The sequence below is a fragment of the Streptomyces sp. ICN903 genome (assembly GCF_022015835.1).
Lineage (GTDB): Bacteria > Actinomycetota > Actinomycetes > Streptomycetales > Streptomycetaceae > Streptomyces > Streptomyces fenghuangensis.
Genome location: NZ_JAKMAY010000272.1, coordinates 1 through 7,734, shown reverse-complemented (window position 1 = coordinate 7,734; position 7,734 = coordinate 1). Strand labels below are relative to the sequence as shown.

Below are 7,734 nucleotides of genomic sequence, written 5' to 3'. Positions count from 1 at the left end.
ACCCGTGTCCCGTCCCCCGCCGGATCGCCGCCCCGGCGGGGGACGGGTTCCGGCGCCGGCGCCCTCGCCTGGCGCATGATGGTGGCGTCCCCCGTGAGGCAGGCAGTCCGCACGAACGTGCACAGCCACAGAGAGGGGGCCCACCATGGGAGGTCTCGTGATGACGGCGCCGCTGCCCGACCGGGGACCGTACGACATGCTCCACACCTACGCGCGGATCGAGCAGACCGGGCTGTTTGAGGGCCTGCGAGCCGAGCTCATCGGAGAGGAGGTCCTCATCCCTCCGAGACCCACGAACCACCACAACTGGATCTACAGCGAACTGCACCACCTTCTCGCCCATCACTCCAGAGAACGCGGCTGGTCCGTCACCAACACCACCACCGTCGCCCTCCCCGCGACCGGCGAGCGCTACGTCCCCGATCTGCTGGTGTGCGAGTCGGCCGTGCTGCGCGACGCCCGGGAATGGCAGGTCCCTGCCGAGGACGTGCTGCTCGTCGGTGAGATCACCTCGATGTCCACGGTCCTGCGCGACCGCAAGAACAAGGCGCAGGGTTACGGCAGGTCGCGCGTACCGCTCTACCTGCTGGTGGACCCGCTGGACGGGGAGGGAAGCGCGACGGTGTTCGCCGAGCCGGACGGCTCCGGCCGCTACCGGGTGGAGCACCGGGTGCTGTTCGGCGAGAGGTTCACGCTCCCCGAACCGTTCGGCCTGGAGATCGACACCTCGGTCCTCCGCCCGGAGTGATCACAGCGAACCGGTGTCGCGGCGTCTTCCGCGGCGGCGGCCGGGAAACAGCGCGCCGGAAGGCGCCGGCGGGACGGGAGGAGACCGGCGTGACCACAGTGGCCCGCTTCGCCACCCACGTGGAGTTGGACGACACCGCCCCGGACGCCCGACGGCTGTCGGTGTCGGCACGGTTCGAAGCCGTACTCACAGACGGCCGTACCGTGACGCTGCTCTCCGACCGGGGCTGGAGCTCCTCCGTGTCCGGCGACGGCACGGGCGGGGCGGCCGGCCTCCGGCAGTGGCTCCTGGCCGAGGACATCGAGACGACGGCCCGGACGGTGGTCGGGCCGGACGAGCCCTTCGGCGGCAGGACCCATGAGCAAATGGCAGCCGACTACTGGGCTTCCGTCGCCGACGACCTCGGGCGGCGGAGCGTGGGGGCGGACGCCCGCGAACTGGCGTCGCTGCCGCACGACGTCGTGCTCGGTGAGCGCCTCCGGGCGTGGCTCCAGGGGGCCTGACGCCGGGCCCTGTCACGCCCGGGATCTCGTTCCCTCCCGCCGCACGACACGTCAGCGGCTCGCAGGGCCCGTCGGCATGCTCGCTCCGGAAACAGGTTGAGCAGCAGCGTCCCCTTGCTTACGGTGAGCCGATGGCATCGGTCAGACAGGTCCAGATCACCTTCGACTGCGCGGAACCCGAGCGCCTCGCCCGCTTCTGGTGCCAGGTGCTGGGGTACGTCGTACCGCCGCCCCCGGAGAGGTTCTCCACCTGGGACGACTACAGCCGCTCGCTGCCGCCCGAGGAGCGGGATTCGTGGTTCGCCTGCGTCGATCCCTCCGGTGCGGGCCCGCGGCTGTTCTTCCAGCGCGTCCCCGAGGGCAAGGCCGCCAAGAACCGGGTGCACCTCGACGTGCGGGTCGGCACCGGCCTGGTGGGCGAGGAGCGCCTGGCCGCGCTCGAGGCCGAGTGCGCGCGGCTGGTCCCGCTCGGCGCGGTACGCGTACGGCTCCTGTACGACGGCCACGACTCGTGCATCGTGATGCAGGACATCGAGGGCAACGAGTTCTGCCTAGACTGACCGCCCTCCTCGACTCCCCCGGCCGGTGTCAGTCCGGCGGGCTCGCCGGACTGTGTGCGATGTCGACGACGATCCGGTTCCCGTCCGCCTTCACCCGGAACCCCGCCCGGCTGCCGCCTTCGGAGTCCACGCCGATCCCTACGCCCATCTCTCCCTCGAAGACCCCCAGGTCGCGTATTTCGCGGATGACGGGGGTGCCTTCCCGGTCCTCGAAGGTGCTCCGCGGCGTGATTCCGACGAAGACGATCTTCAGCCGGTGCTCGCCGGCGATGCGGACCTCCTCGCCCAGCCCGCCGTGGCGCAGCGTGTCCACGTACTCGGCGAAGTAGTCCGGCACCCCGTCCGCGAACTCGAAGCTGACCCGGTCGTACGCGTCGTGGCCGCTCACCCGTACGTCCTTGAGCGCCGGAGCGGCGGACGCGTCCGTCCACCGGCCCTCCCCCGACTTCCTGGACGCGTCCTGCGGGGATCCCGCGGCACGGTCACCCGCCTCCGGGGACGGTGAGGAGGCATCGAGGCCGGAGACGCTCGCGGACTCCTCGGCCGTAGGGACGGGCTCCTCCGCACCGTTCGGACCCTCGCCACCGCCGCAGCCGGCCGTGAGCAGGACGGCCGCGAGGGCGGTCGCGGACAGGACGGAACGGCGCGGCATGGTGAACTCCTTGGCGTGGGCGGCCGGATGAGAACGGGCATGGGGATCCCGCAGGTAAACGGTCGCACAGGCACGGACCTTCTCCTCGGGGCGGACGACCGTTCCAGGAACCCGCCCAACGTAGGGGCCGGGTGGAGTCCGGCCCAAGCCGCCGTACCGCTCCGGTCCACCAGGGTCCGGCGGGGGCGTCCCCTCGTCCAGGACAGCGCTCAGGAGCCATCCGATTCGAGCCGCTTCAGCCAGGCGTCAAGGCATGGCGTCCGCCCAGGAGGTTCTTCAGCCAGAGATCGCCCGGCGAGTAGTCGTCGAGCCAGGCGGCCAGTTCTTCCGGGTCCGGGCGCCGGAGTTCCGTCGCGCCGTTGAGGCGTTCGGCGACGACGAGTTCGTCGAGCGCGAACTCGTCGAGCAGCGTGACGGACTGGGTGGCCAGGAGGACCTGGCTGCACACCGAGGCCGTCCGGAGCGATTCCGCCAGGACTCTGATCGCGGCGGGGTGCAGGGCGAGTTCCGGTTCGTCCGGGACCAGCAGCGCCAGAGGCTGCGGCTGGAGCAGGAGCGTGGTCAGGCAGATGAACCGCAGGGTGCCGTCGGACAGGGCCTCCGCCGGGAGGACGGTGTCGGAGCCGAACTGCTTCCACCGCAGGCGCACCCGTCCGCCGGAGTCCTCGCCGAACACGTCCTGAGTGGTGGGCGGCGCGCGCTCCGGGGATATTGAACCGACCGATTCAAAACTGGTACGGTCCCGTCATGGCCCGACCGAGGACCTTCGACGAGGAACGGGCCCTGGACGCGGCGATGCGCACCTTCTGGGAGAAGGGCTACGAGGCCACCTCCACGCAGGATCTATGCGAAGCCACCGGCCTGGGCCGCAGCAGCGTCTACAACACGTTCAGGAGCAAGCACGACCTGTTCGAACGCGCCCTGGCCCGCTACATCGACACCATGACGAGCGCTCAGGTGGCGATTCTGGAGAACCCCGGGCGAACTGCGGCCGACCGCGTCCGCGACCTGCTCGCCAGGATCGTCGAGAACGAGACGGAGTACCGGACCGAGGGTCGCAGCATGGGGTGCCTGACGGTGAACACCACCGTCGAACTGGCAGCCCGCGACGCCCGGGTGGCCGGGATCCTGGAGCGCCACACCGCCCGGCGACTGGTCGCCCTCCAAGCCGCGATGGAGGCCGGCCGACGCGACGGGAGCATCACCTCCGCACGGACTCCGGAAGCACTGGCCCGCTTCGTCGACGCCGCGATCGGCGGCATGCGGGTCTCCGGTCAGGGCGGGGCCGACCGCGCCGCCCTGGAGTCCGTCGCCGAGGTCGTCATGGACGCCCTGACACCCTGACCCCCGGCAGGGGCGCGATCACCGCGATCCGGCGCGTTCGCATGCCCGAGTTTTGAACTGACCAATCCATAACGCTCCCCGGAGCGTCTGTCCGAAGGAGTCGGACCGTGCCACGTGCCGTGTACGTACTGGCGCTCGGCATCTTCGCCATGGTGACCAGCGAGTTCGCGGTCGCCGGGCTGATGCCGCAGCTGGCCGAAGGGCTGGACGCCACCGTCCCGCAGGTCGGTTACCTGATCACCGCCTTCGCGGCGGCCATGGCGATCGGCGGGCCCTTACTGACCGTCGCGGTGCTGAGGGTTCCACCGCGCAGGGCGCTCATGGTGCTGTTCGCCGTCTTCCTGGCCGGCAACGTACTGGCCGCCACCGCGACCGGCTACTCCACCATGCTGGCCGCCCGGATCGTCACCGGCGTCGCCTCCCAGGCCTTCTTCGGTGTCACCGTCTCGCTGTGCGCGCAGCTCACCCGTCCCGGGATCCGGGGCCGGGCGATCGCGGTGGTCATGAACGGCCTCATGCTCGGAACCCTGCTCGGTCTCCCCCTGTCCACCCTGGTCGGTGAGCGGTTCGGCTGGCGCGCCGCGTTCTGGGCCATCTCCGCGCTCACCCTCGCCGCCGCCCTGGCCACACTGGCGGGCGTGCCCCGCGTGGGCCGCGCGGAGGGCGAAGGCGACCTCCGCCAGGAGATCCGCGTCTTCGGAAACCCACGGTTGTGGCTGGCCCTGAGCACCAGCACCCTGGTCATCGGCGCCACCTTCTCCGCCTTCAGCTACTTCAACCCCATCCTCACCGAGGTCACCGGCTTCCCCACCGCGGCCGTCCCCTACCTCCTGATCGCGTACGGAGCCGCCACCGTCGTCGGCAACACCGTCGTCGGCCGCCTCGCCGACCGTCACGCACTGCCAGTCCTGGTCTGGGGCCTGCTGCTCAACGCCCTCTTCCTCACCGGCTTCGCGCTCCTCGCGGGCCTGCCCGTCCCCGCCGTCGTCTGCATGACGGGCATCGGCCTGGTGGGCGTCACCATGAACCCGGCCATGGTCACCCGCGTCCAGCGCACCGGAAACGCCCGTCCGCTGGTCAACACCGTCCACTCCTCCTTCATCACCCTCGGCGTCATCCTCGGCTCCTCCCTCGGAGCCGTCGCCATCGACACCTGGGGTCTGCGCGCGCCCCTCTGGCTGGGCGCCGCCATGGCACTGACCGGCCTCGCCACCGTCCTGCCCGAACTGCTTCGCCGCCCCGCCCCCGGTCCCGCTCCCGCCCGCACCAGCGAACGGGAGGAGCGGGCGGAACGGGTCTGAGTCGACCCGCTGGCCGAGGGGCCGCCTCGGGTGGGGAGGGCGTCCCCTCCCCACCCGGCGGGCGTGACTCGGGCCGTGCGGGTCAGCCGCGGTGGGCGGCCTGGGCGAGGAGGACCACGGCCACGGTGGAGACGGCCACCAGGAGGGTGGTCCAGGTGCACGACTCCAGGCGCCCGCGACGCGTGCGGTGGGACATCACCCGCGGCACCCCCTCCGGTCCGGGCAGCCGAACAGGGCCGCGCGGTCGGCGGGTTCGGCCGGTTCGGCGATACGGCGGGCGTGGATGGTGAGGGCGGCGGTCTCGTACCTCCAGCCGCATCCGGTGTCCGCCTCGGCCCGGACGCGGGCCGGGTCGTGGAAGACCGGCGGGGCCAGGCAGCCGCGCATCCCGCGCAGTATCGCGGGCACGTCCTGCCCGAGCAGTACGCCGTGGAGCACGCGCGGCAGGAGCCGGTACGGGTCCTGCTCCGGCCGTACGGTCCAGCACAGCCGGTACCAGCGCCCGGCGCCGGGAGTCGGCGCGGCGGCGGGCTCTGGCGCCCCGGGCGCGGGGTGGCACGGGCAGGCGCACACCAGGTGGCGGACGCCGGGGACACCGCTGTCGCGCGGTTCGCCGTCGGCGCAGTGCCCGTGCCGGCCGATCACGCAGGACGGGGAGCGGTACTCCGTCTCGTTCACCACCGGGCACCCCCGGCCGCCGCGTGGATGTTCCGGGTGTCCAGGTCCAGCCCCATGGTCGCCAGCCACAGCACCCGCCTCCGTCGCCGCCGCGCTGCCTGCTCGTGGGCCGCCCGTTCGTGGGCCGCCCAGTACGGCCGCACCAGCGCCGAGTCCGCCCCGTCCAGCGGCCGGGCCTGCTCGCGACTGTACGGCGAGCGCGGAGCCGGGATCCGAGCGGAGCCCGTCCGGTGCAGGGGCGCCGGGACAGGGGTGGGGGTGGGGGTTCTGCGGTGTCGGCCGCTGGCCGGAAGCAGCCGGGCGAGCAGCAGCACGAGGACGGGACGGCGTGCCCGTCCGAGGGCACGCGCGATAAGGTCGCGCACGTCATCAACTCCTGTGTAGTTGGTGGCCACGCCCCCGGACCGGTTCCAGCGGTCGCGGGGGTTCTCTGCGTAGCCGAGCTTAGGAGGCCTGTATGCCCCTGTCTACTCATAGCTATAGCTGTCAGCTTCTATGTCCTGGTGTATGCCGATACGTACCCTCGGCGAGTGACCGAGTTCGAGTTCGACCCGACCCAGCCGAAGTGGGAGCAGATCGCCGATGTGGTGCGAAGGCGCATCCGCAGCGGCGAGTACCCGCCCCGCCACCTCATCTCCGAAGTCCGGCTCGAAGCGGAGTTCGGAGTCGCACGGGTCACGGTCCGGAAAGCGACGGCGGCCCTACGCGAGGAGGGCTTGATCACCACGAGGCCGGGCATGGGCTCGTTCGTCGCCGACAGGGATTGAGCGAACGGGCGGGGAGAGCGACGGACACCGAAGCTCGTTCCAAACCTGACGGCCAACGCCCGGGGGCCGTCGGCGGATACTCCCCGCAGACAGAACGGCGGGCCCGGAACGCACCTCGCGTTCCGGGCCCGTGGCCGTGGGGGCTGCCCCTTGCGGGGCGGCCGGCTCCTTACGGGAGCCACTTCTCCCAGGTGGACTTGTTCTCCTTGACCCACTTGGCCGCCGCGTCCTCCGAGGACATGCCGTCGCCGGCGATCCACTTGGCGACCTGGTTCTGCTGCTCGGTCGACCAGTTGAAGTTCTTCAGGAACTGCGCGGCGTCGCCGCCGTCCTCGGCGAAGTCGGCGTTGAGGTACTTCTGCAGCGGGGTCTCGGGGTAGGCGCAGGCGACCTTCTCCGGGTCGGCGTCGCAGCCCTCGGTGTGCTCGGGCAGCTTCACCTCGACGAAGTCGATCTCGGCGTTCAGCCACTGCGGGGTCCACCAGTACGTCAGGAAGGGCTTCTTCTCCTTGACGTACTTCTTGATCTGGGTGATCTGGGCGGCCTCGCTGCCCGCGTAGACCGTCTTCAGGTCCAGGTCGAGGTTCTTGATGATCGCGTCGTCGTGGGTGGTGTACGACGGCGAGCCCTCCAGGAGCTGGCCCTTGCCGCCGCTCTCGGTGGTCTTGAGTTCGTCGGCGTACTTGTTGAGGTTCTTCCAGTCGGTGACGTCGGGGTTCTCGTCCGCGAAGTACTTGGGCACGAACCAGCCGATGTGGCCGGTGACGCCGAGGTCGCCGGCCTCGACGACCGTCTTGCGCTCCTCGACGTAGCGCTTCTCCTTCTTGGGGACGCCGCCCCAGTCCTCCAGGATCGCGTCGACCTTGCCGCTGTCGAGCGCATCCCAGGCGACCGGCTCGTCCATCTGCTGGAGCTTGGCCTTGACGCCCAGCTCCTCCTCCAGGATGTGCTTGGCGACGGCCGCGTTGGCCTCGGCGCCGACCCAGGAAGGGACGGCGATGGTGACGGTGTCGCCGCCGCCGGAGGAGGCGGAGGTGTCGGCGGCGCCGCAGGCGCTGAGCGCGACCATGCCGAGGACGGCCGATCCGGCGGCCAGGGTGGTGCGTATGCGTCTGCTGTTCCTGCCGGTGTTCATGCCGGGTCTCTCTTTCCGTGGTGCGTACTTGCGTATGTGGGGGGGG

Annotated in this window: 11 protein-coding genes; 6 read left to right on the top strand and 5 right to left on the bottom strand. The window is 71.1% G+C overall.

What is annotated here, in order from left to right:
- The first annotated feature begins 145 nt into the window (after nucleotides 1–145).
- The 3 genes from L7D48_RS22865 (at nucleotide 146) to L7D48_RS22855 (ending at nucleotide 1,811) form a co-directional block, all read left to right on the top strand.
- Entirely contained in the window at nucleotides 146–748 is a 603-nt protein-coding gene (locus L7D48_RS22865) for a Uma2 family endonuclease (protein ID WP_237881982.1), read from the top strand.
- A gap of 89 nt (nucleotides 749–837) precedes the next feature.
- A complete protein-coding gene (locus L7D48_RS22860) occupies nucleotides 838–1,251 on the top strand; it encodes a hypothetical protein (RefSeq protein WP_237881980.1) in 414 nt (137 codons plus the stop codon).
- Nucleotides 1,252–1,382: 131 nt separating this feature from the next.
- Nucleotides 1,383–1,811: a VOC family protein gene (locus L7D48_RS22855; protein WP_237881977.1), complete on the top strand. Its 429-nt coding sequence runs from the start codon at nucleotides 1,383–1,385 to the stop codon at nucleotides 1,809–1,811.
- 28 nt (nucleotides 1,812–1,839) lie between these two features.
- Here the strand turns inward: L7D48_RS22855 and L7D48_RS22850 are convergent, their stop codons facing one another.
- Both L7D48_RS22850 and L7D48_RS22845 read right to left on the bottom strand, forming a co-directional pair.
- Nucleotides 1,840–2,463 (bottom strand): hypothetical protein, encoded by a 624-nt coding sequence (locus L7D48_RS22850; protein ID WP_237881975.1) that lies wholly within the window; start codon nucleotides 2,461–2,463, stop codon nucleotides 1,840–1,842.
- A gap of 235 nt (nucleotides 2,464–2,698) precedes the next feature.
- Nucleotides 2,699–3,139, bottom strand: coding sequence for an AAA family ATPase (locus tag L7D48_RS22845; RefSeq protein WP_237881973.1), 441 nt, complete (start codon nucleotides 3,137–3,139; stop codon nucleotides 2,699–2,701).
- Between the two features lie 71 nt (nucleotides 3,140–3,210).
- Here L7D48_RS22845 and L7D48_RS22840 point away from each other — a divergent pair, with 71 nt between their 5' ends.
- Together L7D48_RS22840 and L7D48_RS22835 are read left to right on the top strand one after the other, a co-directional pair.
- On the top strand, nucleotides 3,211–3,807 hold the full coding sequence (locus L7D48_RS22840; protein WP_237881972.1) for a TetR/AcrR family transcriptional regulator: 597 nt from the start codon (nucleotides 3,211–3,213) through the stop codon (nucleotides 3,805–3,807).
- Between the two features lie 107 nt (nucleotides 3,808–3,914).
- Entirely contained in the window at nucleotides 3,915–5,108 is a 1,194-nt protein-coding gene (locus L7D48_RS22835; protein ID WP_237881970.1) for an MFS transporter, read from the top strand.
- Nucleotides 5,109–5,303: 195 nt separating this feature from the next.
- Here the strand turns inward: L7D48_RS22835 and L7D48_RS22830 are convergent, their stop codons facing one another.
- Both L7D48_RS22830 and L7D48_RS22825 read right to left on the bottom strand, forming a co-directional pair.
- Complete coding sequence (locus L7D48_RS22830) at nucleotides 5,304–5,786, bottom strand: hypothetical protein (protein ID WP_237881968.1); 483 nt, start codon at nucleotides 5,784–5,786, stop codon at nucleotides 5,304–5,306.
- Nucleotides 5,783–6,151 carry a hypothetical protein gene (locus L7D48_RS22825; RefSeq protein ID WP_237881966.1) on the bottom strand — a complete coding sequence of 123 codons (369 nt, stop codon included), beginning with the start codon at nucleotides 6,149–6,151 and terminating at the stop codon, nucleotides 5,783–5,785. Before L7D48_RS22825 ends, L7D48_RS22830 begins: the two co-directional genes overlap by 4 nt.
- 165 nt (nucleotides 6,152–6,316) lie before the next feature.
- On the opposite strand from L7D48_RS22825, the gene L7D48_RS22820 reads away from it, so the two are divergent.
- Nucleotides 6,317–6,553 (top strand): GntR family transcriptional regulator, encoded by a 237-nt coding sequence (locus tag L7D48_RS22820; RefSeq protein WP_206349208.1) that lies wholly within the window; start codon nucleotides 6,317–6,319, stop codon nucleotides 6,551–6,553.
- Between the two features lie 169 nt (nucleotides 6,554–6,722).
- Here the strand turns inward: L7D48_RS22820 and L7D48_RS22815 are convergent, their stop codons facing one another.
- The gene (locus tag L7D48_RS22815) at nucleotides 6,723–7,688 is read right to left on the bottom strand and encodes an ABC transporter substrate-binding protein (protein ID WP_237881964.1); all 966 of its coding nucleotides are present in this window, start codon (nucleotides 7,686–7,688) and stop codon (nucleotides 6,723–6,725) included.
- Nucleotides 7,689–7,734: the final 46 nt, after the last annotated feature.